Consider the following 26645-nt stretch of genomic DNA (forward strand, 5'->3'; position numbering starts at 1 on the left):
CTGAAATCGATTTGTCGTTTTCTGTCCGCTTACGTACGTCCGCCCCCACTCGCGTGATCCGGCGGACCTTGTTCCCCTGCATGATCCGGTGGTCCTTGCTCGCCCGCGTGGTCCGGCGGACCGCATTCGCCTGGCTGATCGGGTGGTTCCGGATGCCCTTCATCTTCATCATCCGCAGGGACGACCTCGAACGGAAGCATCATATCGTGGTCTTCGTGTTCGAGGACGTGACAGTGCCAGGGGTACCTGCCCGTAAAATTCTCGAAGCGAGTCATGATTCGAACGGTTTCGTCCGGTTCGACCCGGACGACGTCCTTTTCCCCTCGTTCGTTCGGATCGGGGTCGTCGGTCCCGTCCGGCCCACGTCCGATCACTTCGAACCCGACCAGGTGGAGATGTATCGGGTGCGTATGGCTCGTTCCGTTCTCGAGTTCCCATATTTCGGTCGATCCGAGCTCCGGTTTGACGACCGCGTCTTCGTCGAACATCCTCGAATCGTTGAGTAGATTAATACCCAATCCGTCCTCGAGGGCCATGTTCATCGTCATGTGCCGAGTCTCCGTGACGTCGTCTTCGTCGAAGCCGTCGAATCCGGGGAGATCTATCTCCGTCGGATTTGCACTTGGATCCGCTGGCTCCTCGCTCGGATCGGTGACTCGAATCTGGAGCAATTCGCCGAGATCACTTCCATCGTTCTGGCCCATGTAGGGCCACTCGGCATCGTTTGTAACGGTGAACGTTTCTCCCGCGTATTCGGAAAAGTCGACGACGACATCCGCGCGCTCGAACGTCGTAAGCAGGAGCGAATCGAGGTCTTCGTCCGACCCGATCGAAACGACGGACTCTAGGAACCCTTGATCGGGGGCGATCTGGTACATCGTCGGAACGGATTCGTCGGACTCGTGCTCCAATCTGAGATTGAAGGCGCGCCCGTTCGATCCGTTGACCAACCGGAAGCGATACCGACGCGGCTCGACTTCCAGTTCCGGCCAGACGGCTCCGTTGACAACCGCTGTGTCGCCGGCGTAATCCGCGACGAACCTGTCCGGGTATTCGAGCGACCCGTCCTCTTTGAACGCTCGGTCCTGCAAGAGCAACGGGATATCGTACTCGCCCTCCGGCAGACCGAGTTCCGTTTCCGCTTCGCTCTCGATGAAGTAAAAGCCAGCGAGACCGGCGTACACGTTGAGACGGGTGATACCGAGCGCGTGGTCGTGATACACCCCTGATAGTCTCGCCTGGTGGTTTGGGACTTCCTGAACGTCTTTTTCGTACATTGGTCCGGTAACTCCTGCGGGGGACGTCCACGCCAGAGACTGACCGTCGCTTTCGGGTTCGATGTTGAGTCCGTGCAAATGGGTCGACGTTCGGACCTCCGGAACGTCCGAAACGTCGTACTGGGCAGGATAGTCTTCGGGACTCGTTCCATCGATTCGGTCGTCAACTTCGAAGAGGTGTTCCTCCGGAAGATTCCTATCATCGAAACAGACGGACACCTCCTGGTCTCGCTGACTCTTGATGATCGGCCCCGGAAAGACGCCGTCGTATCCCCATAGCGTCGTCTCCGGGAGATCAGGATGTAGTTTTTGGGTAAACTCCGTTATCGGAATTTCGTAGTGATCTATTCCGTCGCGTTCCTCGTCGGGCTCTCGTTGCTCCGGAATCGGGAGCGGTTGGACGAATTTCTCGAGAGAGGGTGATGCCGTCGTCGCCGCTACTGGCGAACCCTGTGAAATAACTCCCGAAATTCCGAGAGCTGCGCCGGTTTGGAGCACGTGACGTCTCGTTAGTTTACTCATTGTCGCCCTCGTTTTGCGCTGACGAAAGCCGACCGAGCGACCGAGAGGTTGCGGAATCTCTCAGATCTCCTGTCCAATTTTCGTACTCTGGTGTGGTACCCCCGATAATACGATTCGAAAGGGTGATTCGCGAACTGTCGTGTCTATTCATGTCGAACCGTCGTTTTCTGAAATTGTGTGGCATTATTTAACACTACCTACGTTAGGTAGGTCGCAACCAAAATAAAACTTTATGATACGGACCGGATATAAGCAAGATATTCAGTCAGGATATATTAGTCTCGGCTGTATCACTGACCGACCCACTGCGGTGGTTGTTGTAAGTACGACCGAGGCGTTACCTAATCAAAGTACACGTAGTAGAAACAGACAGTAAATGTCAATCAAACCCTCGAACCCGGATTCGTACGAAGAGTTTTATTACGATCCATAACGGATGACAGGTATGCGGATCACAGATTACGAATTGTTTGAAGTTCCGCCGCGATGGCTTTTTCTGAAGATCGAAACCGACGACGGGCTCGTCGGTTGGGGAGAACCAATCGTTGAGGGACGAGCGCAGACGGTTCGGACAGCCGTCGACGAGATTATGGACAGTTATCTCCTCGGGAAGGACGCTCGCCGAATCGAAGATCACTGGCAAGCAATGTATCGTGGGAACTTTTATCGTGGTGGACCGGTACTGATGAGCGCGATTGCAGGTGTGGATCAAGCGCTCTGGGACCTCAAAGGAAAACAACTCGAGGTCCCCGTTTTCGAACTCCTCGGGGGTCCAAGTCGAGACCGAATCCGTGTCTATCAGTGGGTTGGCGGCGATCGGATCGAGGAAGTCGGGGCGGAAGCGAGGCGATTAGTGGATGCCGGCTACACGGCAGTGAAGATGGACGCTGTTACGCAGGCTCGACACATTGAGCCTCCGGAGGTGGTGCGAGAGGTCGTCGCTCGAGTTGAACACGTTCGAGACGTGGTTGGGGAGAGCGTCGATATCGGAGTCGACTTTCGCGGACGGGTTTCACAATCGCTGGCCAAACGCCTCGCGAAGGCTCTCGATGATTGCGATCTGCTGTTCATCGAAGAGCCGGTCTTACCCGAGAACCTCGAGCATCTCCCGGATGTCGCGACACATACGACTACCCCCCTGGCTACGGGCGAGCGGCTGTACTCTCGGTGGGACTTCAAGCCGCTTTTCGAGAGAGGGGGGATCGACGTTGTCCAGCCGGATGTCTCCCACGCTGGGGGCATTTCGGAACTGGTTCGAATCGCGTCGATGGCCGAGGCACACGACGTGGCGATCGCACCGAACTGTCCGCTCGGGCCGATTGCACTCGCCGCGTCGTTGCAGGTCGATGCGTATGTCCCGAATTTGCTGATTCAGGACCACGCGTTCGACAGCCGCACAACGCCGAAAAGCGCCGCGGACGATTACCTCGCCGATTCGTTCATCTGCGATTTCGAAGACGGCTATCTGGATCTTCCGGAGGGGCCGGGACTCGGGATCGAAATCGACGAATCTGCGGTCCGCGAAAAAGCGAGAGAGAACTTGGACTGGCACAATCCAATTTGGCGGCGAGACGACGGGAGTATAACCGATTGGTGACTGCCACTGAGCGGTGGCCAGTAGAGCAGGACTACGCTCCTACGCCGATCGTATTCGTCGATTGCTGATCTATTGTTCTTTGTCCATGACTTCGTACTCGATCGTCTCTGGTATCGCGGTCGAAGAACGTATTCGAAACTATTTCGCCTGTCGAAACACAATGATTCCAATGCTATCATGAATGGGTATTATATACATGGTCTTTGTTGTCTTATCACAATATTAGGACCTCCTTTATGTCCGTATGTGTGTAAAAATATGTGGCGAGACGGCCGTGTTTCGTCAGTGTAAACAAGGACATGGAGGCAGGAGCCAACCGTTTTCAAAACGAAGCTACGCGAAGCTGGATTCGACTTTTCGGGCTGTACTCTGGAGGGTGCCGGGAATAATATCTTTGAACCGTTTTCCGGAGAGTTCGTCGGGTTTTCCTGAGACGTACACAGCGGCGGTAAACTCGGGATGTGTGACGCTAGTCGCGACACTGTTGACTCCTTGGTACTGTTCCTGACGATCGAATGCGAACCCGTGATCACGGACGCGGGAAATTTCGTCCAGGAGGGTCTGGTGCTCGGTCAACGTCTGGTTGGTAATCGCCGGTAACTCCTCGCTGGTAACGTACTGTTTGACCGCATCCGGAGACCACTCCGAGAGCAGTGCTTTACCAGCGGCGCTACAGTGGAGAAAACGACGATTGTGGGGGGCTGTATCGCGTTCTGGTTGACTCCGTGTGACGTAGACATCAACCGCTACACTGTTCCGTTCGATCACGAGACCCGCCGTCTCGTTAACTGTGTCAGCAAGGTCGTCGATAATCGATTCAATCGGTTGGATCATCGTCTCATGCTCTGTGATATGATGGCTGAAATCGACGAAACGAATAGACGGTCTGTACTTACTGTTGTTCTTCTCGACGTATCCAAGTTTACGCAGCGTATACAGGTGTTTGTATACCGTGCTTTTGTGGATATCTGTGCGGTTGGCAAGTTCAGTAACGCCAAGTGGTTCCCTGTTATCGATCAGTACCTGCAAAATACGAAACGTCGTTTTCGTCGCTTCGATCGTTTCCATTTGATTCTCCTTGTTCATAGGATGGTAATAACTATCGAACTAATAAGCGTTTACGATGTCGAAACAACCACCTTCGACGAACTGTCAGCGTGCATCGGTTCCTTTATATTCAGTTGCTAGTATCACGAAATACGGATTGATATGGCTACTTCGAACATTTGTGACGAACTCGGCGTTCCCCGAGTCATCAACGCAGCCGGGACCAAAACCCGAATCGGTGGAAGTGTGATACGTCAGGAAGCACTCGAAGCGATGCAAGCGATGTCTGGTTCGTTCGTTCGACTATCGGACCTTCAGGCTCGTGCGAGCGAGCGCATCGCGAGGATAACGGGCGCTGAATCCGGGTACGTGACGAGCGGAGCCAGTGCGGCCCTCTTGCTCGGAGCGGCGGCCGCTATCGCTGGCGATGATCTCGAGGTGATGAATCGATTGCCGAATACGGAAGGCATCGCCGACGAAATCGTGATGCCACGAACGCACCGAACCGGATACGATCACGCGTTCCGTGCTGCCGGTGCGACCATCGTCGACGTCGGGACGAACGACTATCATCTCGGAACCGGCTCTTCCAACGTCGAGCTGTGGGAGATCGAAGCGGCGATCTCCGCTCAAACGGTTGCGATCGGATACCTCCAGAAATCATACACACAACCGCCTCTAGAGGAGGTGACAGCACTTGCCACCGAGAACAACATCCCGGTCATCGTTGATGCCGCAGCCGAAGTTCCGCCGGTCACGAACCTCTCGCGGTTCATCGAAGCGGGTGCCGACCTCGTCGTCTTCAGCGGCGGAAAAGCGATCCGCGGCCCACAGACGACCGGTATTATGGCCGGCCGACACGATCTGATCGAGTCTGTCGCCCTTCAACAACTCGACATGCACGTCGAAGATACTGTCTGGTCACCGCCACCCGAACTTATCGATGTCGACAAACTGGACGGGGTACCGAGACAGGGAATCGGTCGGTCGACGAAAGTCGGCAAAGAAGAGCTCGCAGGAGTACTTAAAGCGCTCGAGCTCTTCGCCGAAGAGAACCACGAGCGAAACGAACTCGAGTGGTGTCGGATCGCAAAACGGATCGCGAACGAACTGGCCACCGTAGACGGTCTCGAAACTCGTCTGAGCGACTCTGAGGACAGGTCGGTCACACCAGAAGCGATTGTTACGGTCCATTCGGATCAGACGGACTGTACGGCGACGGAACTCGTGAAATCGTTACGGGAAAAAGACCCCAGAATATTCGTCGGCGCGGATCGCCTGCATGCAAACGAGTTCACGATCAATCCGATGTGTCTTCGCGACGACGAAGTCGAGTACGTACTCAAGGGGATCGATTCGCTGCTCGGTTCAGAAGAGTCTACCTGATCGGTCTCGTGAATCGGTTTCGGCTATCAGTGTTCGTCAAGCACGCCGAAACGGTCCGTTCTGCCATCACCGCCGAGGTGCGTTACGTTGACCGCGCGGATCGCAAAATTCGACCGCTGGACCCAGTAAAGGACGGGCACTCATCCGTCCACACTCGTGTTCAACTCCTCGGTGTCAGTCGCCTATCGTCCGTTGGCGGTTCCGTCCGTTCTCATCTCCGGTAACTCTGTTTCGGTCTTTACTTTTCCTTTCCGGAACTCACCCATCGCTCCATCTGTGGAGCGCGCTAACTGTGGCAGTTTTCTCGCACCGAATAGCAGGATCACGACAACCAATACGATCAGGAGTTCCGTTCCGCCTGGGATGACTAGTGGGATCGCTGTCGCATTCATCAACAGTTGGGAACGTCCGCCACCGATAGTTATTTTCCGCGAATAGATACTCTTTTGAAAAATCTTTGGAAGGTCGGTATTTGTCGAACTCGATCGTGCGAATAGCACCACACGGCCCCAAGTCTCTCAATACCGTTTAGCTACCCGAAGCGACACGGAAAGTCGTCGCGGGGGTTGTATTCGCTCGGGACCAGTTTGTGTGAAGGTGACGGTAATATCACCAAAACAATTAAGCCGATCGTTGGTATTTGTTACTTCATGGCACGAAAGACACGCAAACAGGATAGTCAAGACGGCGATGATTTCAGCGTCAAACGAAGGCAGGTACTCCAGGGTATCGGCGCGACAGGTGTCGCAAGCGCCGTCATGACTGGCTCGGTTCATGGTGGAACCAATTCCCGAAACATCCGACGAGTGCAGGCCGACCTCGAAGAACTGGATCAGGAGCGAGAAATCCCGACCAGCTCCCAGTTTTTCTCGTTCAACGAACTCGAGGGGTACTCGAACGCCGATCTGATCCACCTGAGCGCCGACGCCGGGCTCGATTCGTACGAACCGTTCATGATCGACGACGCCGACGCCATGCTCGAGGCCCAAAACGAGACGGGTCTTTACATGAGTAGCGCACACGTGGGTATTGACGATATCGAGGACGATCCGGAGGGGATGGCCGAAACCTACGAGCAATTCGCCGTCGACGGTCGCAATCCCTCGCTCATCGAGCCTGCGATCCGAAATGAGTGGGATACCGAAGAAAGCGTTATCGAACTCGCAGAGCGCATCAACGCGGCCGCGGACCTGATGGCCGAACACGACTTTGAATTCGGCTACCACAACCACGACTTCGAGTTCGAGTATCTCGACGATGCGGACGAACGAGCCTACGACGTGTTCATCGAGAACATCGAAGATCACGTCTATATCCAGCTCGACGTGGCGTGGGTCTACGCGGGCGTCGATCGTCCTGATCCGCTCAACTACATCATCGAACACGGCGACAAGATCAAATCGTTGCACATGAAAAACTGGTCCGAAGCCGACGATGCTCTCACGGAGATCCACGAGGGTGATCTAAACCAGCGCGCAATTGCGACCGCCGCGCGCAGGGCATCCCAAGTCGATCACCTCGTGTACGAGTACGACAACTCGCCGCAGCCCTACGACTCGTTCGAGTACGCCGGCGAGTGGCTCAACAGAATCAACCACCCGTGGGATCCCGCCGGTATTCCCGGTATCCCGGATGCCGACACCCACCCGGCGAAGCTCGCTGACTGACTATCGCTATCGACTGCCCGAATGAACTTCCCGGTGATGTAGTAGTCGAGTACGGGTGGGCCGCAATTGGGCGGTCCCGATTGGCACCTACCAATTGGCGGCATCACTGACCCATGCAACTACTTCGGAATATTTCGTACTGAACCGGTCAAATCAGTACATTGTATTCTGATATAACTAACTCGATCTATTAATTATATTAGTAGTTAATTATTTATGATATGGTCTCGATGGTACTATTGGAATGGGACCATGAGAGACACAGCCAGTCGTGGAATGGCAACTAGTAGCAGGATGCAACCGGTTATCCAGAGCGAGCTCCCAACAACTTCGCTTTTCGACGGACAGCCGGCCGCTGCTGTGAACGAATTGGAAATCGCAATCGGAGACTCGAGTCAGTAACGACACAAGATAATGAGCACTAACACAATCGAACTCGAAGCAGTAGCCATACAGGATAAGAACGGACAGGGGCCACCGGATCACGCCGGACCACCGGACCATGCCAACGCACCGGACGACGCTGGACCGCCGGATCACGCCGGACCACCGGGAGATGACGGAGACCTTGAGTACGCGTGGGTAGGGGTTTCGCCGAAGGCGATAGAAGGTGAAACGAATCCGGATCTCTCGGTGGTCGCAGACGAAGCGTACACGCTCGAGTGGACGAACACCGACGGTGTCTTTCACAACTTCGCAATCGTAGATGACGACGGTGAGGAACTCATCGCATCCGACGGGATCTCGGAGTCGGGCGAGACGGAGACCGTCGAGTTTACGGCGACCAAAGCGATGTCGACGTACCTCTGTGAACCACACCCGGAAGATATGGAGGGCGACATCGATGTCGGCGCGCCCGAAGAAGCGGTCTTCGAGGTGGACAACCTCGAGCTCTCGGAGACGACGGTCGACCAAGGTGACCTCCTCGACATCGGTGCGACGATCACCAATACCGGGAACGTCGAGGTATCTCAGGAAGTTTCACTGCTCATCGGCGATGAGATCGTCGACTCACAGGACCTTTGCCTCGAATCCGGCGAGTACGACACCGTCACCTTCGAAGGTATCGAGACGAGCGAACTCGAGCCGGGTGAGTACACCGTCACCGTCGCTACTGAAGACGACGAACGTAGCGAAACGCTGACCGTCGAGGCGGTCGACGACGAGGTACTCTGGCACCGCGAGCACGACTGGGAAGCCGATGCAGACGCAGCCACCGATTGGGCTAACTATGACGTCCACGACCTCGGTCAGGAAGCGAGCGGTGAAGCGATGGCGATGGAAGTCGATCCGTACGGCCAAATCTGGTACATTGGCCGTGGTGCCGATTTCGTTGCCCACGGAGACGACGTCGCCGAAGTCTGTTACGTCGACCCCGATACCGGCGAGCACGAAGTCGCGCTCGAACTCGACGTCATCGTCGGTTCCGAGGAGATAACGGGCGGGAACGCTCGAGAACTCGGCGGTCAAAGCGTCGCTATCGACCCGGATTTCGAGCAAAACGGCTACGTGTACGTCTACTACCATCCTTCCAGCGAGGAATTCGACCTTGTCGACAATCCGTATCACGAGGATATTACGACGATGCTCCAGCGGGTTTCCCGCTTCGAAATGGATGGGGACGTTCTCGACCCGGAATCCGAGGAAGTACTTATCGAGATTCCGCTCCAGCTCGAGACCTGCTGTCACATCGGCGGCTACCTTGAGTTCGGTCCAGAGGGCGACCTCTATATCACGACGGGTGACGACTCCAACAACGTTGGCGCGCCCGACGACGAGGTCAACTGGTCGATGACCGACGAACGCGAGGGCCACGTCGGTGGCCGGCCTGCCGCCGTCTCTGATGCTCAGCGGACCTCCGGAAATACGGCTGATCTGCGCGGGAGCGTGTTGCGGATCACGCCCACGGATGACGGTGATTACGAGATTCCGGATGGAAACCTCAAAGAATGGTGGGAAGGAGAAACCGGCGAGGCGTACGACGACGAGGAGTTCCTCCCGGAACTCTACGTGATGGGGTTGCGAAACCCCTTCACGATTACCGTCGACGACCACACTGGATTCCTGTTCATCGGCGATTACGGCAATGACGCGACCGAATGGGATCCGGACCTCGGAACGGTGGGTCAGGCGACCTACCACCTGTTCGATAAGCCGGGCAACGCTGGCTATCCGTTCTTCAAGGGATACTACCCGAACCGGCAGTACGACTTCGAGGCCGGCGAGCCGGGACAGCCGTTCTGGTTTGACAACCTCCGCAACCGGTCGCGGAACAACACCGGTATCGAGAACATTCCGAACGTGACACCGGCGCTCGCTTGGCATCCCCAGAATTTCGAAACGTACGAGGACGTTTCCCCTTGGGCGGATATGCCACGACCCGGTGAAACCACCTGGCCGCAGTTGGACGCTGGCGGTTCGGCTGACGCGGGCATCGCCTACCGCTACTCCGACGACTACGGAGATGGTGCCCTCGATCCGTACTTCGAGGGGAAACAGTTCTTCATGAACCCGAGCAACGAGGACGTTATTCGTTACTTCACCTACAACGAAGACGGAAGCCTCGAGATCGACGAATTCCTTCCCGACAACCCCATCGAAGGCGCGTACGACATGGACCTTCTGCCAGACGGTCGACTCGTCACGATGGGAATGTATTCAGGAATTCACGTGATCGAATATCAGGGCGATTCACCGGAAGCGGAGGTACCGGAACGCGTCGAACCCGGTGCAAGCGGGCTCAGCGGCGATCCGCCGGCGGATGCGACGGTTCTCTGGAACGGTGACGACGCCACGCTTGAGGACTGGGAACATTACCCCGACGGAGAGGATGCCGAGTGGATCGAACACGACGACTACTTCGAAGTCGAGCTAGGGACTGGCGACCTTCGGCCCCAGGAGGCGATGGGCGACGTTCACCTCCACCTCGAGTGGCGCGTTCCCGAGGGTCTCGAGGGCGAGGGCCAGGGGCCAGGAAACAGCGGCGTCTTCATGATGGAGACGTATGAGATCCAGATCCTCCAGAGCTACGACAACCCGACCTATCCGAGCGGGTACGCCGGATCGTACTACATGGCCGAGGAGGGTGGCGGCAGCGCCCCGCTCGATCTGCCGATCCGTCCGCCGGGAGAGTGGCAAGAGTTCGATATTATCTGGCGCGGTCCCCGATTCGAGGACGGTGAAGTGGTTCGATATCCGCAAACGTCGGTGTTCTTCAACGGCGTGGCCGTCCAGATGCACCTCGACATCCCGGGGCCCGTCTGGTACGACACGCTCTATGACTTCGACGACGACGAGTTCGGACACCCGCAGGATGAGGACGGCGAGTTCCTCGAGGAGGTGCCCTTCGCCCTGCAGGACCACGGTGCCGAGGACGACCACGTTCACTTCCGGAACATCTGGTATCGCGACCTCCCCGAACGGCCGGTCGAGGACCGCGAGCACCCGGACGAGATTCCCGAATACGATACGTCCGGCGGCGGTTGGGAGGAGCCCGAACAGGTCGATCCCGGCGGATTCGGAACGACGGGCGAGCCGCCCGAAGACGCCGATATCCTCATCGACGACGCGTTCACGCTCGAGTCGGGCGAGGGCGACTGGGAGAGCGACGACGAGTACGGTGACGCACAGTTCCACGTCGAATACCGTAGCCCAGAGGACGTCGACGGTGAAGGAACTCAGCGCGGCTCGAGCGGCGTCCTGATGATGGGCGACTACGAAATCAACATCGTGGATACGTGGGAAAACCCCGTCGAGCCCGACGAATGGGCTGGCGCCTACACCCACCAGACCTCGCCCCATCACGACGCGGTTCGAGAACCCGGCGAGTGGCAGCAACTCGAAATTCTCTGGCAGTCTCCTCGGTTCGAGGACGGCCAACTCGAGAAGCCGGCACAGGTGACGGCGCTGTTGAACGGCGTAGCCGTCCAGACTCGCCTCGAAGTCGACGGACCGAACGGCGAGGGCGCTCTCGAGTCGTATCAGCCCCACGGCGAACAGCCGCTTCGGCTTCGTGAGGACGGAAGCGATGTGGAGTTCCGTAACACGTGGGTCCGCCCGCAGGAATCGGACGAACTCGAGGACGGCGACGAGGACGAGGGCACGGTTCCGGACGGAGCGATCGAACCGGGCACGGCCATCGAACTCGACGGCCAGACGGCTGGATGGATCGGTATTGCGCCCGAGGAAATCGATGGCGAGGAGAATCCGACGCTGACCCTCGCCGAAGGTGAAACGTACGAACTCGGCTGGACGACAGGCGACGGTGGCTCTCACAACGTCGAAATCAGGGACGGAGACGGCACCGTCGTCGACGATCTGTCTACCGAGATGACGAACGACCCCGACGAAGACCAGTGGCTCGAATTCGTCGCGACCGCTGAGATGGCTCAGTACGTTTGTGCACCTCACGCGGGATTGATGATCGGTGAAATCGAAGTAGTATAAGAGATTGCTCGAAGCAATCTCTTCGTTATAAGAGACGTTCTCTGTAATACAATATAAGATACACAAGCATTCGAATGAGAGTGCGCTATTGATAGAATCACAAATATTGTAACTATAGGCGCAGTAAGTTTTTGTATATGGTGTTACCCCTCTATAAATTCTCATTACTCAATTTTATTTGGTACATATATGCCGAATGAGGAGATATTTTACTCTAGTACTCGCAGATATATACTCTATACGGTAGTTATATTGGGCTATCACACACTCTTTTTGTATGTTATTTCATATCATTAACCAATATCATGATTAATCGCTAATAGTGGTTTTGAATGGTGATTCGTGTTACTTCCTTTTCCAAATTGGACGCTGACGGATACGTTCACGGTGACGGATTCTCACCGCTAAACCGGGCTCAACCACAACAAAACGTTTATTATCCACGAATGCTGGTAATTTACTGATGGCTAAGCATACATCTCGCCGTACAGCATTGAAGCTCGCTGGAGGAATCACTTCTGTAGCGTTTCTAGCAGGATGTCTTGATGACGACGACGAAACTGATGAGGAAAACGGTGACGGAACAAACGGTGACGACGATGAGAACGGCAACGAAAGCGAGGACAACGGCGACGATAACGGTGAAGTAGAACAAGATCTCGACCCGGCTGAGTGGGAAGACGTTGAATCGATCAAATTGCTCGGTGACGCATCCGGTTGGGTCGGCGTCGAACCCGAGATGATTGCCGACGTTCAAAATCCGACGTTGATTCTCTTCGAGGACGACGAGTACGATCTTACGTGGGAAAACGACGATGCGGGCCCGCACAATATCGTGGTTCGGGATGACAACGGAGACACTGTCCGAGACTACGGAACGGAAATCACCCGAGACCTCGGTGACGAACAAACGCTCGAGATCGAAGCGACGTCCGAGATGAGCGAATACGTCTGTGAACCACACTCTAGCGCAATGGTCGGCGAAATCCAGATCGAATAAGCAAAACCCCTAGTCGCCTAGCAACCGAAAAGCCGATCAACGCATTTTTCAGCATCGATATACCGATGCCGCGGTCCTGTCCCGGAACACTGCTCCAGAATAGCGAAAATCGTTTGCTGGCTAGTCTTCGCTTTCGTAGGGTTCTCCGACGGAGGAAGGCATCTGCGTCTTCCCCCAGACGGTGAGCACGACGACCACGATGACGTACGGGACCAAGTTGACGATTCTGCTCGAGAGGTTGATTCCGAGTGTCTGGAGTTGAACGCTTATCATATCCAGTCCACCGAACAGGAGCGCTGCGAGGGCTGCCCCGATCGGATTGTAATTCCCGAAGAGGTACGCGACGATACCGAGCCAGCCGCGCCCGTCAACTGTCGTGTCTCCGGAAGCGTTGAAGCTACCGAGGTGAGCGAGCAACACTGCACCTGCTAATCCCGCCATCGCGCCGGAGAAAATCGTCGCCGCGTATCGGACGCGATTGACGTCGATACCGGCGGTATCCAGCGCTTCCGGATTCTCGCCTGCGGCCTGAATCCAGTACCCGTACCGAGTTCGGTAGAGGAAGAGCCAGGAAACGGCGACGAAAACGAAGGTCAAGAGAATAAGTGGCGACTGATCGAAGAAGATCGGCCCGATGACGGGAATTTCAGCCAGTCCCGGGACGACGACATTGTTAATACTCGAGAGCCCACCACTGCTTCTGCGCCCCCAGATGAGGGTTGCAATGACCGGCGCGAATCCGAGGCCGATAAACCAGACCGCTAACCCGGCGACGATCTGATCTGCTTTGTACCGAATGAGTAACACGGCGAAGATGGCGGACAGTATTATCGTAACCAGTACCGAAGCGACGAGAGCGATCCAAATATAGCCCTGTCCCGGCGAACTGCCGCCGAGTCCGAACATCGTTACCGCTGCGGTCAACGCTCCGAAGATCATGAACCCCTCGAGACCGATGTTGAACACGCCGCTTTTCTCGGCGTACAGTCCCCCAATAGCCGCGATTGCGATCGGAGACGCGACCGCTAACGATCTGTTGAGGAACCCGTAGGTAAAGAGCGACGTCTCGATGCCGACGGCGATGAGGGGGATGAGAACAACGAGACCGAGGGTACCGAGCTGAACCCGTCGTTGACTGGTGTAACTAGCGACGCTCATCGGTCGTCACCTCCGAGACCCGTTCGAGCAGCGGCCATACGGAACAGTTCCGGCGCGGCGACAAACAGAACGACGAGTCCGACGATACCGTCGATCATTTGAGCCGGGACGTCGCTGTGAATTTGGATGTGCGATCCGGCGGAATCGAGCCCGCCGAACAAAAGCCCTGCCGGGATGACGCCGATCGGGTTGTTCGCCGCGAGGAGACTCACGGCGATGGCGTCGAACCCGTAACTGCTAATTCCGTCAGGATTAGTGAAATTTCCAGTTATCATGATTACGAAGATCGCTCCGGCGAGACCGGCGACCATCCCGGAGAAGGTCATGGTCGCGACGATGGTTCGTTTGGCGTCCACGCCGGAGTACGTCGCCGCCGACTGCTGATGACCGCTCGTCACCATGTCGTACCCAAAGCCGGTGCGTTCGATGACGATCGCGACGAGTATGACCACAGCAATCGTGATACCGAGACCGATGATCGAGAAACTCGAACTGCTAAAGACGATCTGCGGGAATCCGACGTACTCCGGAAGTTGTTCCGTTCTCGTCGATGGCGCGTTCGGATCTTGGAACCAGCCCATAACGAGCCAGCCGACGATACCGATCGCGATGAAGTTCAGCATAATGGTGGTAATAATCTCGTTTGCCCCGGCGTAGGCTTTCAACGCGCCGGGTAGTGCCGCGTACAACCCACCAGCGATAATGCCCGAGGTGGTCCCGATTACTATCAGTGCGACACCCGCGATCGGCCCACTTGGGAGGAGCGGTGCGAGCCAAACGATCGGCATGACGGTCGCGATCCCGCCGACGATGAACTGACCCTGAACGCCGATGTTAAACACGCCCGCTCGGAATGCGACTGCCACAGCGACGCCAGTCAGAATAAACAGCGTCGATAACCGTAACGTTCGTGCCATCGCCGCCTCGCTTCCGATCGCGCCGATAATCAACTGGTTGGCGAACAACGCTGGATTGTACCCGGCCAGGGCGACGATACCCAGACCGATCAAAAGCGCCAGGGTCGTCGAGGCAATCGCGATCCCGACCCGCTCGAGTACGCCCGCGTCTAACATCCGATCTGCGGCGCGGTCGAGTACCGTTCTGGCTCCGCTCGAGTCAGCGCTGCTCATGCCTGTGCTCCTCCCTTCGATTCTTGTTCCGATAATTCTCCTTCATTTTCGAGACGCTGGCCGGCCATCAGGAGGCCGAGTTGCTCTTCCGTTACGTTGTCCGGATCGACGATATCGATAAATTCGCCTTCATACATGACTGCGATTCTATCGGAGAGTTTCTGAATTTCCTCGAGTTTCGACGAGACGACGACGATCGCCAATCCGTCCTCGCGGAGTTCGAGTAACCGGTTGTGGATAAACTCGATCGAGCCGATGTCGACACCGCGTGTCGGATGCGACGCGAATATCAGGTCCGGATCGTGGCCGATCTCTCTGCCGACGATGAACTTCTGCTGGTTGCCGCCGGACAGTGATGCCGCTTCGGCGTCGGCGTTCGGCGGGCGAACGTTGAACTCCTCAATGATATCTTCCGCGTGCTCGCGGACGGCCGTCCAATCGATAACGCCGTCGCTGACGTACGGTTCGATGGTCTGGTTCCCGAGCAGTGCGTTCCGGACGAGGCTGTAATCCTGAACGAGCCCTTCCGTTTGTCGATCCTCGGGAATGTACGCGATTCCTTCCTCGATACGTTGCCGACGGCTCATTTCTGTGACGTCTTCGCCAGCAAACCGGACGGATCCCGACTCGAGTGATCGAAGTCCGGTACATCCTTCGACCAGTTCGGTCTGGCCGTTCCCCTGGACGCCCGCGATGCCCAGGATTTCTCCGGATCGAACGGTGAGGTCGACGCCAGCAACCTTCTCGATATCGCGGTCATCCCGAACGTGGACCTCGTTCGCCTCGAGAACGGGTTCGCCTGAGGTTGGTTCTCGTGACTGTCGATCGAACATCACCTCTCGACCGACCATCATCCGTGCTAGATCTTGTTCGGTAGTATCCGCGGCCTTGACGGTGCCGACCGACTTTCCATCCCGAAGAACGGTAATGTCGTCGGCCGCCGTCAACGCTTCATCCAGTTTGTGCGAGATGAATATCATCGAGTGGCCCGCATCCGCGAGATCGCTCAGCAGGTCGATTAACCCCTCGACCTCCTGTGGAGTGAGAACTGCCGTCGGTTCGTCAAAAATGAGAATTTCCGCTCCTCGGTACAGCGTTTTGACGATTTCGACGCGCTGTCGGTCACCGAGATCGAGATCGCGGATCTGGGTATCTAACTCCTCGTCGATACTGAATCCGTATCGCGAACAAATATCCTCGATTTCGTCTCTTGCGGCGGACTCGTCGATCAATCCGTTTTCTGCCGGTTCGTGACCCAGAATGATGTTCTGCAGGACGGTCATCGGCTCGACGAGCTGGAAGTGCTGGTGGATCATTCCGACTCCGACGCTCATCGCGTCTCGGGGAGAATTGAACGTTTGTTCTTCGCCGTTGACGGTGATTGATCCCTCATTTTGATCGTACAATCCGTAGAGAACGCTCATCAGGGTTGTTTTCCCCGATCCGTTCTCACCGAGCAGCGCGTGAATCGAGCCCTGCTCCAGCGTGAGATCGACCTCGTCGTTGGCGACGACATCCCCGAAACGTTTGGTGATTCCCTCGAGTTGGACGGCTGGAGGTGCGTTACTTGTAGTCATTGTTTGTTATTGGAAATTCACGCATAAATATGAACTGAAAAGACGGCGGCGTTAACAGCCGGTCGGTCCGCACTCGAGATCGATCTCGTCGTCTTCGAACGCTTGAATCGCTTCTTCGAGGTTCTCGTCGAGTGCATCGGGGAGATCACCGTCGAAGGCTTGACCGACGACGAAATCGATTCCACCGTTTTCGAGGCTGAGGTTCTGTTCGCCGACGAAGTCGTCGAAGTTGCCTTCGGCGACTGCTTCCGCCATGTCGTAGGTCGCCTGGTTGAGGGCCTTCACTGCGGAACCGAGGATGACATCTTGATAATCATCCGACTCGGACTGATCGGTGTCGACGCCCAGCGCGAAGCGACCGTTATCCTGTGCGGCCGAGAAAACGCCCTCCCCGGCGGACGAAGCGGCGTGCCAAACGATGTCGGCTCCGGCGTCCATTTGGGACTCCGCCTGATTCGCCGCTGCTGAGGCGTCGTCGAAACTCCCGGCGTACCCGTCGAGAACCTCGATGTCTTCGTCGACCCACTCGACGCCTTGGATGTACGAGACTTCGAACGCTTCGATCAAGTCGATACTTTCGCCACCGACGAATCCGACGATATCTTCGTCCGGGTCGGTGGAACTATCTTCGTGCTGGATGTCTTCCTGGGTGAGCGTTCCGGCTGCGACGCCAGCGAGGAACGACATCTCGTTGTTCATTTCGATCCATCCGGAAACGTTGTCGGCACCGTCAACAACGTTGTTGATCAGCATCCAGTTTTGGTCCGGATACTCGTCGGCGTTCTCTACGAGTGCGTCCGTGTGGTTGTCACCGATACAGATGATGAGATCGTAGCCACCGTCGGCGGTGTTGGCCTGCACTGACGGATAATTGGACTCGCTTCGCTCCTCGACCTGCGTAAATTCGAGATCGAGGTCGCCTTCGGCGTCCTCGAGACCGCTTACCGCATTGTCGTTGAACGCGTTGTCGCCGAAGCCGGCAGGACTCGAAATGATAGCGATGCTCGTTTCTCCTCCCCCAGAGGCGCCATCCATACATCCGGCCAGCGCTGCAGTTCCGATTCCGGCCGCCCCGGATGCGAGAACCGTCCGTCGACTAACCCCAGTCGTCGACGAATGGCGTTGCGTATCATCGGATCCGTTCCGCGTATCCATGTTTGGTACCATTACACTACCCAGGTAGTTTTCATACATTATAAAATTACTCATGTTCGAGATAGCTTTCACCACTTCCCACACCGTTCTGTTAGCGGCCGATGAACCTGCGAAACGACAGTTCGATCAGCTGCCGGTCTCGTTACACTCCATCTGGAAGTCGAAAATCAGTGACTACCGTGCTAGGAAATGACTATATCGTCATATTTTAGGTAGTTGTTCCTAACAGTGTAATTATGGACATAGGTGTTCTAACCGTAGCGCTTGCCGATGAATCACTGCCAGACGCGCTCGCATACCTATCCGATCACGGTGTGGGCGCTGTGGAACTCGGCTGTGGCGGGTTTCCCGGCGACGCACATCTCCCTCGAGCCGAGTATCTCGACAACGAGGAGAGCCAGGAGGAGCTCCAGAACGCACTCGATGAGCACGACCTCTACGTCTCGGCGTTGTCCGTACACAATAACCCGATCCATCCGGACGATGAAAAATCGGAAGATGCCGACAACGAACTCCGCGAAGCGATTCGACTCGCATCGCAGTTGGGCGTCGATACCGTAAACACGTTCTCCGGCTTGCCTGCTGGCGGTCCCAACGACGAGGTGCCGAACTGGATTACTGCGCCGTGGCCGAACGAACACCACGAGGCTCACGAGTACCAGTGGAACGAAGTTGCGATCCCCTATTGGTCCGAACTCGCAGCGTTTGCGGATGACCACGGAGTCAACGTGGGAATCGAAATGCACCCGAACATGCTCGTCCACGAACCTCGCGGGTTACTCAGACTTCGAGAGGCGACGAACGACCGGATCGGCGCGAACTTCGATCCGTCGCACCTGATTTGGCAGGGAATAGACATCACCGACGCTATTCGTCTGCTCGGCGATGCCGATGCGATCCACCACTTCCATGCAAAGGACGTCAAGACGTACGCGTCACAGGTCCGCGAAAAAGGTATTCTCGACACGACGCCGTACACTGACGAAGCCGATCGGTCGTGGTTGTTCCGCTCCATCGGGTACGGCCACGGCGAGGAGTTCTGGAAGGATATCGTCTCGACCTTGCGGATGGTCGGATACGACGGTGCGCTTTCGATCGAACACGAGGATTCACTCACGTCCTCTCGAGAAGGATTAGAAAAAGCGATCGAGCTACTCGACCGAACAGTCTTCGAAACGACACCGGGCGAAGTCTACTGGACGTAATACGACAATGACTGAGGAATTATCCATCGGAATGCTGGGGTATCGGTTCATGGGAAAAGCACACTCGAACGCGCTCGATCGACTGCCGATGTTCTTCCCGGATGCACCGGCAGTCGAACGGGACGTATTGGTCGGACGGGACCAGGAGGCACTCGACGACGCCGTTGATCGCCTCGGATTCGCACGGGCGAGTACCGATTGGCGTGATGTCGTCGACGAGGTCGACGTCTTTTACAACCTCGGGCCGAATCACATCCATCCCGATCCCTCGATCGAAGCGCTCGAGGCCGGAACATCGGTATTCTGCGAGAAGCCGCTCGCACATACCCTCGAAGACGCAACTCGGATGCGTGATGCGGCACGTCAGTCCTCGGGGACATCCGGAGTGACGTTCAATTACCGATTTATCCCCGCAATCCAATACGCCAAGGAGTTGATCGAGTCGGGCGAGCTCGGTGATATTCGCCATATTCGTGGCGTATACCTTCAGGATTGGTTGGCAGATCCGTCTGCACCGTGGAGCTGGCGACTCGACGAGGAGATGGCAGGCAGCGGCGTGCTCGGCGATCTCGGATCGCACACGATCGATCTGATCCGCTTTCTCATCGGCGAGCAAGCTGGAGACATCGAACGAATCAGCGGCAACTTACAGACGTTCGTTCCGGAACGACCAACACCTGACGGCTCCGAGGTCAGAGACGTAACCGTCGATGACGCGTTTACGGCTCAGGCGGAACTCGAGAACGGAGCGACAGCTAATATCGAAGCGAGCCGGTACGCAACCGGCCACAAGAACGATCTCAGTATCGAAGTGAACGGTTCGAACGGGAGTCTCCGATTCTCACTCGAGAACCTCAACGAACTCGAGTACAAGGGAGCGAACGATCGAGGCTTCCAGTCGATTCTCGTAACCGACGAGAGCGATCCGTACGTCGATCACTGGTGGCCCGCAGGGCACATCCTCGGCTGGGAGCACACGTTTGTTCACACGAACTACGAGTTCCTTTCGGCAGTCGCACAGGGTAGCGATCACACCCCGTCGTTCGAAGAGGGGTACCGCGTTCAGGAACTTCTCGACGCTATCGAACGGGCCGACGAACGGAACGAGTGGGTCAACACTTCCTGACCGATTTTCCGTCGGTCGTTCCGGTTCCGGTTCGGGTTCTCGCAGTCGGTCCCGTTCGCATTCGACTTTGGCTGATCGGGAAGCCAACACGTGGAACGCGGCCGAGAGAAATGGAGAACGTGTCGCCCTTTTTCGCGGCGATCCGTGCTATTCGTTCGCCGATTCTAGTACACCGTTTGCAGGTGACTCGTTAGGCTTCGTATTCGATCATGAATATTCGGCCGTCTTCGCCGCTGAATCCTGGTCCGTACGTCTGAAGGAACAATCGACCGTCCGGACCGTACTCCATATCGTTTGGGGTCTCGAAGTCCTCGTCCGGAAGGAATTCGTTCACGTCGACGCTTCCGTCGTCGTTGTACGTGAGGTATCCCATCCAGTTGTCGTTGAACGGTGCCATGATGAACTGCTTGCCGTCGAAGTACGGATCCAGTGCACCCTCTCCGAACTCGTCGGAGTGTCGGTAGCGTGGTCCCGTGTTTGCGGACCCGCCGTCCGGGAACTCGGGCCACGATACTTCGCCGGGTTTCGGCATATCGACCCAGTCGGGAGCTTCGACGTAACTGTCCGAACTCTCAGGGAACCAGACGTCAGCCGGCGTAACCGGTGGAAGCTTTTCAAGTCCGGTGTTGTTGCTGGAGTCGTTCCGAAGGTTGTCGGGCCAGAACGGCTGTCCGGATTCCTCCGTCTCGAAATCGTATCGTCGGTACGGATAATACGCGTGGAAGAACGGCCAACCGGCGTTGCTCGCTTCGCAGATCTGGCGGTATTCGATGAGCCCCATCGGTCCACGATCGCTATCCCACTCTTCGCCGTCCGGTCCGTAGTCAGCGACGTGGAGAAGGCCAGTCTCTTCGTCGACAGCAATGGTGTATGGGTTCCGCAGTCCCATCACGTAAATTTCCGGTTTGACGAGTCCTTCCTCGATTTCGTCACCGTAGCCCTGATCCTCGGTGAACAAGTTGTCGTCCGGGATCGAGTACGAACCATCGTCTTCCGGGATGATTCGGAGTATCTTCCCGCGAAGGTCAGCCGTGTTTCCGGAGGTGCGCTGGGCGTCGAACGCCGGATGTCGGGCGTCTTGATCGTCGATCGGAACGAATCCGTCCGATTCGAACGTGTTGGAGTCGTCGCCGGTCGAAATGTAAAGCTCCCCTTCTGGCCCGAACTCGAGGTATCCACCGAGGTGACAACAGAGGTCACGCTGATACGGAATGCGGATGATCTCTTCTTCGGTGTCGGCGTCGATTTCGTCGTCTTCCATCTCGAACCGGGACACCAGCATGTACGAGTAGTCGATCCCGTCGTGTTCCTCGTCCTGGCTGGGATCGTACCACTCCGCGTATGGACTTTCGCCGATGTCTTCCGTGGCGTCTTCCGTCGGCGTATAAAAGATGTAGACGTAATTGTTCTCCTCGAAGTCCGGATCGAAGACGAGCCCCTGCCCACCGTCTTCGTCCGTAATACGGACGGGAAGCTCGAGTGCAGTCCCCGTCTCGTCGGAGTCCGGATCGACGTAGTTGACTCGAGCTGTCCCATCCCCTTCCTGCCCGAACGTGGCGCCACGGGTGATGTAGAAGACGCGCCCGTCGGGAGCGACGTCCATGGACATCATATTGTCGTGAACGTCCAGTTCGGTGACGGAGTAGTTGTCCCAATTCGTTGCGGCGTCCGGGTCGGGCTCGGCTCCCCCGTTTGACTCCTCTTCGTCGTCATCGGTCTCGTCCGCACAACCAGCTAATCCGATCGCACCGAGTCCTCCAATCCCCTGAAGGAGGCGGCGTTTGTTACTGCTGTTGGATGCACTCTCTTCTCCAGTCCTCTGATTAGACATACACCTCTACTGTAGAACCAACCTAAAAAAACCTTGTGGTGAGACACCGCATCACAGTTCAATTTTCTATCTAGTTTCCGGAGTCGCTCAGCGCCCGGATCAGTCTCGGTCTTTCCCCTAGCGGCCATTTTCGATCGAACGAAAAGCCCGCTCGGTACCGATACGGGCAGGAAACGACCCAGCTAAATCGGTTACTCACGCCAATTGCGAGTAACGGCGTTAATTGGTTTGATTTAGAAGTTGAAAGCCGCACCCGCGCGGTTTCGATTACTCGAGTAACGACGACCGTTCGAACGGTATGGAAACCGACTCGGTGATCCCGAGCATATCCGTAATCGTCGGTGTCACGTCCAGCGCATCCGTGGTTTCGTCCAACTCGAGTGTCGGCGCTGCTGGACCGCCGAGCCCGTAGCAACCATACGCCGATTCGTCGACGCGACCGTGTGAGCCGCTCACCTTCGTCGGATCCAGCGACACCAGGCCCTCGTCTCCGAAGAACAGCTCGCAGGGGTCGAACCCTGGTTTTTTGTGGATATCCATGTCCCCAGCATATGGCGGTGCCTCCTCGGGATTGTCCCACCAGTAATACTGGAACCAGGCGTTTTTCTCTGCGATCAAGACGAATTCGCCGGAATCTGGATGATCAACGCCGTACTCGACCTTCCCCGACTCGTCGAGTATGACGTCGACTCCCGATAGGTCGTCGATGACAGCACGCGCTTGGTCGATCGCCTCGTCTTCTACGTAGACGTGTGCGATCTGGTGATCGACCATCGCGAAGGCGTCCGACCGTGACAGATCGACGTCGTCGTTCGCGTCCGTCTCGAGGAGGCCGGCCTCACGAAGCGCCCGGTTAGGGAAAATCGGCGTCTCCACGTCGTGGAACCCGTACTCGCTCACGAGGTTTACGACGGTCTGCTCCCAGCGATCCGTGCCGGTAAGTCCGGACACGAACTCGTCGACGAGGTCGTCGACGACTGCCAGTTCATCGTTGAACGCCTTGGATCCGGGACCGTCGCTCTGTCCGACGTAATCCAGATGGGGAATGTATATCCAGAGGAGGTCGGGATCCGCTCGTTCGATGGCTTCGGTGGCGGCCGAGAGGATCCACTCCGTACTCTCCGCGCTTGCGCCGGGACCCCAGTAACTGTGTAGTGGGAAGTGATTGTACTCTTCTTGCAGTTCGTCGTAGAAGTCATCGGGGTTCGTCCAGCAGTTCATCTCGAGGATATTGTTGTCCTCGTCTTCGATCGGCGACGGTGTGACTGCGATATCAGCACTCGTTCCGATCAAGTGCTGAAAGCACAGCACACCGGTCGTCAACCCGGCATCGTCGCTTGCAGCCTCCCAGATCCGAGTTCGGTCGTCGCGGTCGCGCTCCCACAATTCTGCGACATCCCGTTCGCGATCGTACTCTCCATTCGACACGTCACCGTGCGTACGAGGGCCCTGTCCGCTCGCGAGCGTCGTCTGGGCCGGAATCGTAACGGCGGGGAACTGTGGACGGAGGTCAGCGACGTTTTCGCTCGGAAAGAGCGAACGAAGCGTCGGTGTCCGCTCGTCGTCGATATGGTGCGGTTGCAGTCCGACAATGTCGAGAACGATGACCCGTTCGGCGTCGTTCTCTCCGTCTCGAGTTCCGAGTGAATCGTCGTGGCTGTTCGTCGGTCCCTCCGTGCGATCGGAATCTGAATGGGTGGTATCTGTCATGGATGTGTTCGACTAATCCACTTGATTGTGGCGTTCAGCGTAGTCGTATAGTCGGTTCAGCTGTTGGGAGAAATCGTGTTCGTCGACGCCAATCGGCGCTTTGAAAAACGATGCAAGGTGTGGCTGAAGCCCTCCCTCGCCATGTTCGTCGGCGTGAACGGCGAGACGGATTAGATCGAGGACGAGCGGTGCGGCGAGCGCCGAATCCGAACCGTCCCAGGTGAACTGCATCTTCATCTCCGTCTCGAGGAACCCTTCGAAATGGATGTGGTCCCATGCTGTCTTCCAATCTCCGAGCGATGGCGTGTAGTCGATCCGAACCCGGTTGTGGCCGATTTCCGGAAGGATCGACTCGAGAACGTCGCCTTTCGTCGAGAGCTTTCCAGCGGCGTTTGCGTCGTCCTCGAGAACCTGTCCGTCGGTGTTTCCGAGGATGTTGTGTCCCTCCCACGAGAGAACTCGAAGATTTCGTCCCGCGAACATCGGTGCAAGCGCCGACTTGACCAGTGTTTCTCCGGTCTTCCCATCCCGTCCCATGTGTGGAACATCCCGCGTATCGGCCAATTCCCGAAGTCCACCCAGCGCCGATCCGGTACTGGGTGTGAAGTTTATGTACGGATGTCCATCGACCAGTGCGGCGTATGCATAAAGCGTGCTCGCAGGAAGGTTCCGGTCGTCGTTTTCGATCGCAGTTTCGAAGTCCGCCAGCGTTTCGTACTGCTCCGGTGATTCGATCATCGGCTCGGTCGAGGCGGCGTTGACGACCACTAACCGATCGACGTTCTGTTTTCTAACGAAATCGTCGTAATCGGAGCGGATTTGTGAGATAACGTCGCGTATCGTTGCTTCCTCCGTCGCTTGTTCGTCGGATAGCTCCTCTACGACCCGTCCACAACGCTGTGCAGTTCCAATAGTAACCCGTTCGTCTATCTCGCGGAGGTCTTCACGCACCGCTTCGAGGGTCTCCCGTTTCGGGACGGACCCTGCTTCGTGTGCTGCTTGTGCAGTTTGTTCGATACTCTGGGTTCGTACGTCGTGGCCCCCAAACACTAGTTGGTCGATATCCGGAAGATCGAGTGATGTGACCGGATCTCGCTCCGTAACCATGCCTGTCGTATCTATTTCACCCCTTGCGATCGCTCGCGCCCCCACCATCGACATGCTCGCTACGTTTCCCCTCGCACCAACTATCCAAACACCGGTTGCCATATTTGGTACCTCCAATCACATACATAAAAACCCTCCTATGGTTTCGGAGATCAGTTTCTACTCGACCACCAGTAAAGATCGGTACTTGTGTATTACAAAACCATCTAATACTGTTATAATGCCGTTATGATGGTGGAAAATTGGTGGAAAACCACACCATACAAATTTACTACAAGTCCAATAAATATACTTCTGGAGTTTTTCAACATTTTCACCGAAAATAGGGTCTAATATTACAATAGTACAATCGTAACGCCCTAATGTGTTGTTCTATCTCACATGTGAGTTAATTCTCGTACATTATAAATTCTACTATTCAGTCGCCGACCGCCGCGTTCCGTCTACTGAAGTCTAACTTTCAACTAGTAGAAGCAGGTGCCGTTCGAACCGTTCAATACTGTGTTCTTAAATTATTCACGTAATTCTCAAGTATGTGCTTTCGTTTTACAGGAGCTCCGCTGACCAAGACGGGTCCGTTCGAAATCTGTTTTTGGTAAGTTGCGTCTCCTCGCGCTACGGAGGATCGGCGATTTTTGTACCGCCCGTGCTCAGTTCGTCCCGAAACGGGATCGTTCCCAAAAGCGCGTTCGGTGAGAACAACCATAGTCGGCGTATTCTACCGATCTTAGTTGGCGAGTAGGATAGAGTAGTTCAGAGTTGCCGTTGTCCTCAAGAGACGTACTGTTCTAGAGCGTCGTAAGACGATGCCGCCGCTTGGTCGGGGGAATCGGGATAGGTATACAATTCCATGGTTGCGAACCCATCGTATCCGATATCATCGAGCGCCCCAAACATCGCTTCGAAGTCGAGGTCCCCTTCGCCGGGGATCCGGTGGTAGTGTTTCCCTCGCCGACCACCAACGATATCCTCGAGGTGAATGCCAGTAATTTGGCCAGCACACCGTCGAATACTTTCGGCTGGCTCCTCGCCGTAGACTGCGACGTGACCGAGGTCGAGATTGACGCCGAGTGCATCGCTTTCGACCTCCTCACAGAGGCGAAGCACTTCGTCGGTACACTCGACGAGCAGTTCGGGTTCGAATTCGATTCCGACCGAGACATCGGCCGATTCGGCGTACGCCGTAATTTCTTCGAGCGACTCGAGAAGGTACCGTCTGGCCTCTTCGGGCGGGTTTCCGGGCAGCGGACGGCCGGTTGCGAGGCAGACAGCCGGGGAGTCGACAGCGACTGCGAGGTCGATCGCCCGCTTCGTGTATTCGACACGCCAGGCTCTGTCCTCGTCGTCGGCCGTGATAATAGTCGGATCGAAAAACGAAGAGGGGGGAGCGTCGTCGTAGTAGCCGGTCGCCGTATTGGCGTTGATGTTCGACACCTCGAGCCCGGTTTCGTCGAGCGCGGTTTTGAGTTCTTTTCGATCGGATTCGTCGAAATCGGCGAGGAACGCGTGTGGCGTGTCAGCCAGGAGTTCAACGCCGTCGTAGCCGTGGTCCGAAATTCGGCGAACGGCCTCGGGGAGTCCGACGGTGGTGTACGCGTTCGTCGAGAAGGCGAGTCGAGTCATATGGACGCATTCGTTCAAACGATGAAATAACTTCCCATGACCGCTTCGTGATTCGTATCCGTCACTGGAACACTGCTATCG

At 56.4% G+C, this 26645-nt stretch carries 18 protein-coding genes and 1 pseudogene; 7 read left to right on the forward strand and 12 right to left on the reverse strand.

Translation table 11 applies throughout. The features are described 5' to 3' along the window. Nucleotides 1-29: 29 nt before the first annotated feature. Entirely contained in the window at nucleotides 30-1799 is a 1770-nt protein-coding gene (locus ACYQ14_RS01040; RefSeq protein ID WP_459883945.1) for a multicopper oxidase domain-containing protein, read from the reverse strand. Nucleotides 1800-2244: 445 nt separating this feature from the next. Between ACYQ14_RS01040 and dgoD the strand changes: the two genes are divergently transcribed. Further along, nucleotides 2245-3396: a galactonate dehydratase gene (dgoD, locus tag ACYQ14_RS01045; protein ID WP_459883948.1), complete on the forward strand. Its 1152-nt coding sequence runs from the start codon at nucleotides 2245-2247 to the stop codon at nucleotides 3394-3396. A 333-nt stretch (nucleotides 3397-3729) separates the two neighbouring features. Here dgoD and ACYQ14_RS01050 read toward each other — a convergent pair whose 3' ends face one another. Further along, entirely contained in the window at nucleotides 3730-4230 is a 501-nt protein-coding gene (locus ACYQ14_RS01050; RefSeq protein WP_459884180.1) for an IclR family transcriptional regulator, read from the reverse strand. Nucleotides 4231-4293: 63 nt separating this feature from the next. Then, a pseudogene (locus ACYQ14_RS01055) lies at nucleotides 4294-4482 on the reverse strand (helix-turn-helix domain-containing protein); the annotation flags it as partial. A 123-nt stretch (nucleotides 4483-4605) separates the two neighbouring features. On the opposite strand from ACYQ14_RS01055, the gene ACYQ14_RS01060 reads away from it, so the two are divergent. After that, the gene (locus ACYQ14_RS01060) at nucleotides 4606-5829 is read left to right on the forward strand and encodes an aminotransferase class V-fold PLP-dependent enzyme (RefSeq protein ID WP_459883951.1); all 1224 of its coding nucleotides are present in this window, start codon (nucleotides 4606-4608) and stop codon (nucleotides 5827-5829) included. Between the two features lie 182 nt (nucleotides 5830-6011). On the opposite strand, the gene ACYQ14_RS01065 is transcribed toward ACYQ14_RS01060, so the two are convergent. Further along, nucleotides 6012-6221 carry a Sec-independent protein translocase subunit TatA/TatB gene (locus ACYQ14_RS01065; protein WP_459883954.1) on the reverse strand — a complete coding sequence of 70 codons (210 nt, stop codon included), beginning with the start codon at nucleotides 6219-6221 and terminating at the stop codon, nucleotides 6012-6014. 258 nt (nucleotides 6222-6479) lie between these two features. Between ACYQ14_RS01065 and ACYQ14_RS01070 the strand changes: the two genes are divergently transcribed. From ACYQ14_RS01070 to ACYQ14_RS01080, 3 genes are all read left to right on the forward strand, one after another. Further along, the gene (locus tag ACYQ14_RS01070; RefSeq protein WP_459883957.1) at nucleotides 6480-7496 is read left to right on the forward strand and encodes a sugar phosphate isomerase/epimerase family protein; all 1017 of its coding nucleotides are present in this window, start codon (nucleotides 6480-6482) and stop codon (nucleotides 7494-7496) included. 414 nt (nucleotides 7497-7910) lie between these two features. After that, a complete protein-coding gene (locus ACYQ14_RS01075; protein WP_459883959.1) occupies nucleotides 7911-11942 on the forward strand; it encodes a 3-keto-alpha-glucoside-1,2-lyase-like domain-containing protein in 4032 nt (1343 codons plus the stop codon). 463 nt (nucleotides 11943-12405) lie between these two features. Then, nucleotides 12406-12942: a cupredoxin domain-containing protein gene (locus ACYQ14_RS01080; protein ID WP_459883962.1), complete on the forward strand. Its 537-nt coding sequence runs from the start codon at nucleotides 12406-12408 to the stop codon at nucleotides 12940-12942. Nucleotides 12943-13062: 120 nt separating this feature from the next. Here ACYQ14_RS01080 and ACYQ14_RS01085 read toward each other — a convergent pair whose 3' ends face one another. From ACYQ14_RS01085 to ACYQ14_RS01100, 4 genes are read right to left on the reverse strand one after another with little or no spacing between them, the layout of a single operon-like run. Next, nucleotides 13063-14100, reverse strand: a complete 1038-nt coding sequence (locus tag ACYQ14_RS01085) for an ABC transporter permease (protein WP_459883965.1) — start codon at nucleotides 14098-14100, stop codon at nucleotides 13063-13065. Then, nucleotides 14097-15173, reverse strand: coding sequence for an ABC transporter permease (locus ACYQ14_RS01090; RefSeq protein WP_459884182.1), 1077 nt, complete (start codon nucleotides 15171-15173; stop codon nucleotides 14097-14099). The genes ACYQ14_RS01085 and ACYQ14_RS01090 overlap by 4 nt, the downstream gene beginning before the upstream one ends. Nucleotides 15174-15226: 53 nt before the next feature. Beyond that, on the reverse strand, nucleotides 15227-16807 hold the full coding sequence (locus tag ACYQ14_RS01095; RefSeq protein ID WP_459883968.1) for an ABC transporter ATP-binding protein: 1581 nt from the start codon (nucleotides 16805-16807) through the stop codon (nucleotides 15227-15229). A gap of 51 nt (nucleotides 16808-16858) precedes the next feature. Further along, complete coding sequence (locus tag ACYQ14_RS01100) at nucleotides 16859-17962, reverse strand: BMP family lipoprotein (protein ID WP_459883970.1); 1104 nt, start codon at nucleotides 17960-17962, stop codon at nucleotides 16859-16861. Nucleotides 17963-18198: 236 nt separating this feature from the next. Here ACYQ14_RS01100 and ACYQ14_RS01105 point away from each other — a divergent pair, with 236 nt between their 5' ends. Together ACYQ14_RS01105 and ACYQ14_RS01110 are read left to right on the forward strand one after the other, a co-directional pair. Continuing rightward, nucleotides 18199-19167 (forward strand): sugar phosphate isomerase/epimerase family protein, encoded by a 969-nt coding sequence (locus ACYQ14_RS01105; protein WP_459883973.1) that lies wholly within the window; start codon nucleotides 18199-18201, stop codon nucleotides 19165-19167. Between the two features lie 7 nt (nucleotides 19168-19174). Then, on the forward strand, nucleotides 19175-20293 hold the full coding sequence (locus tag ACYQ14_RS01110; RefSeq protein ID WP_459883975.1) for a Gfo/Idh/MocA family protein: 1119 nt from the start codon (nucleotides 19175-19177) through the stop codon (nucleotides 20291-20293). Between the two features lie 190 nt (nucleotides 20294-20483). Here the strand turns inward: ACYQ14_RS01110 and ACYQ14_RS01115 are convergent, their stop codons facing one another. From ACYQ14_RS01115 to ACYQ14_RS01130, 4 genes are all read right to left on the reverse strand, one after another. Continuing rightward, nucleotides 20484-22124 carry a PQQ-dependent sugar dehydrogenase gene (locus tag ACYQ14_RS01115; protein ID WP_459883977.1) on the reverse strand — a complete coding sequence of 547 codons (1641 nt, stop codon included), beginning with the start codon at nucleotides 22122-22124 and terminating at the stop codon, nucleotides 20484-20486. A 267-nt stretch (nucleotides 22125-22391) separates the two neighbouring features. After that, nucleotides 22392-23834, reverse strand: a complete 1443-nt coding sequence (locus ACYQ14_RS01120; protein WP_459883980.1) for an alkaline phosphatase family protein — start codon at nucleotides 23832-23834, stop codon at nucleotides 22392-22394. 12 nt (nucleotides 23835-23846) lie between these two features. Further along, a complete protein-coding gene (locus ACYQ14_RS01125) occupies nucleotides 23847-25043 on the reverse strand; it encodes an inositol-3-phosphate synthase (RefSeq protein WP_459883982.1) in 1197 nt (398 codons plus the stop codon). 669 nt (nucleotides 25044-25712) lie between these two features. After that, nucleotides 25713-26564: a sugar phosphate isomerase/epimerase family protein gene (locus ACYQ14_RS01130; protein ID WP_283838276.1), complete on the reverse strand. Its 852-nt coding sequence runs from the start codon at nucleotides 26562-26564 to the stop codon at nucleotides 25713-25715. Nucleotides 26565-26645: the final 81 nt, after the last annotated feature.

The organism is Halostagnicola bangensis, assembly GCF_054653435.1.